This is a genomic window from Neisseria sp. P0021.S007 (assembly GCF_051956855.1).
In genome coordinates this window covers 1-474 of sequence record NZ_JBQCXA010001487.1, presented here as the reverse complement: position 1 = coordinate 474, position 474 = coordinate 1, and the positions used below count along the sequence as shown (strand labels likewise).

The 474-nt window shown below is 53.8% G+C and carries 2 pseudogenes; both read left to right on the top strand.

What is annotated here, in order from left to right:
* A pseudogene (locus ACTHUR_RS19850) lies at positions 1-373 on the top strand (hypothetical protein); the annotation flags it as partial.
* Positions 285-474 (top strand): annotated as a pseudogene (locus tag ACTHUR_RS19845) (hypothetical protein); the annotation flags it as partial. The pseudogenes ACTHUR_RS19850 and ACTHUR_RS19845, both read left to right, overlap by 89 nt.

The window sequence follows — 474 nt, the reverse complement described above, 5'->3', positions numbered from 1 at the left end:
AGATAAGGTAATTGCCGATAAAAATAAAAAGGTCGATGAGCTGGCAGAAAAGCTGTCGAAAAAGCAGACGGGTGTCAAAGAGCCTAAACCTGCGGATGTGGGCATCGAGCTGACGATGCAGCTTGGCAGCTTGGAAGTCGGTATCCGCTCGCAAATCAGCCGATTGCGCGAGATGTTCGAACAGATGGCGGCTCACGGCGAGGCGCATGGATTTGACCACCGCGCGAAGATGGTCGGCACGCTCAATCAAATTATTTTGGACTGCGAGCAACTGCGCGAAAGCTATGCCCTACCGACCGAAGCACCGACAGACAATGTACCGGAATGGTTGGGCGGTGAAACAGGAGAAGGCGATGAATCCGGCAATGATTGAGCGTCTTAAGGCAGTCGAGAATCAGGCGGAAGCAATGGGACGCGGCGCACGCTCTGCATATCTTAAGCAGCAGGCGCAGGAATTGGGCATCAGTCTTGCCA